The sequence below is a fragment of the Streptomyces endocoffeicus genome (assembly GCF_016741935.1).
In the GTDB taxonomy this organism is placed as follows: Bacteria; Actinomycetota; Actinomycetes; order Streptomycetales; family Streptomycetaceae; genus Streptomyces; species Streptomyces endocoffeicus.
Genome location: NZ_JAERRG010000166.1, coordinates 1 through 1,042 on the forward strand (window position 1 = coordinate 1; position 1,042 = coordinate 1,042).

General features: G+C 69.4%; 1 protein-coding gene and 1 pseudogene. One reads left to right on the forward strand and one right to left on the reverse strand.

Going from position 1 to position 1,042, the window contains the following annotated elements:
* Nucleotides 1-288: 288 nt before the first annotated feature.
* Nucleotides 289-434, reverse strand: a pseudogene (locus tag JK364_RS56785) (transposase); the annotation flags it as partial.
* A 277-nt stretch (nt 435-711) separates the two neighbouring features.
* Between JK364_RS56785 and JK364_RS54390 the strand changes: the two are divergent.
* Nucleotides 712-867, forward strand: coding sequence for a hypothetical protein (locus JK364_RS54390; RefSeq protein ID WP_201858874.1), 156 nt, complete (start codon nt 712-714; stop codon nt 865-867).
* Nucleotides 868-1,042 lie beyond the last annotated feature (175 nt).

Here is a 1,042-nt window from a genome sequence, read left to right on the forward strand (position 1 = left end):
AGCTGCACGACCTCGTAGGAGATCACACACGCCGCCTCGCCGCCACGGCGCCCGAAGAGTCCGCCGCGGACCGTGCCGCCGTGCTGCACCTCTACACAGCCGCCGGCCGGATCACCAGCGACTGGGGTCCCGAGGGCTTTCCGACCGGCCCGGACGTCTCCGGCTCACCCTTACCCCGCTGGCTGGACGCCGCGGGCGATAAGCTGGTCGACGTGGCGGCTTCCGCCGCCGGGGAACATGACCTGGCCTGCTGGATCGCCGAGAGCATGGTCGACCACCTGGTCCCCGCGGGAAGTCGTGCGGAGGTAGCGCCACGGGATGCCGGTGCGGTTCACGTATACGATGGCATCCGGTAGCGTCCGCATGTCGTGCTCGGGCGGACGGCCGATGTCGAGGCCAGCCCGCGACCGTCGGCACGCTCCGGTGGCCGCCAACCCACCGTCGAAGGCCTGCGGCACATCATCGGTGCCCACACCGACAGCCGGCCGGAGCTGCGACTGCGACACGGGCCCCGCGAGCGTCACCGGATCACTGCGATGCTTGCTGCCGGATCCGCAGCCTCTCCTGGGGTATCGCCGAGACAAGCGCCACCCCCGCCAGTAGCTGATCTTGAAGCTCTGAGTGCCCGGATGGCGGCGGTGTCGCCATCGCACCGAACAGGGTGATACCGCCGTGGCCTCCTGTGACAGGGCTCGGGCGTACGGTGGAGCTATGTCCCGGTGGGTACGCCGCTGCGCGTACATCAACTGCTCCAAGCCGCTGTCGACGAACTCCCGCAGCGACAAGCACTTCTGCGACCGCTCGTGCAAGATCGCGCACTTACGGTGGCACCGTCACCGCTTGGAGGCCGTCACCATCGGCCTGTAGTACACCCTGGGCCGGGAGACCGAGGATGTCGTGCGCTGTCCGGTCTGCGGTCACCGCTTCGCACTCGGGCACGGTCACCGGCGTGACGCGTCTATGCGGCCCGCGTGTCGCCAGGCCACCTACCGGGCCGCAAGGCGGCCGAGCGAGTACGCGAAGGCGTCACTTGCCCTTCTGT

Excerpts from the sequence above, each read along its gene's own strand:
- JK364_RS54390 (WP_201858874.1), top strand. The coding sequence starts at position 712 with ATGTCCCGGTGGGTACGCCGCTGCGCGTACATCAACTGCTCCAAGCCG.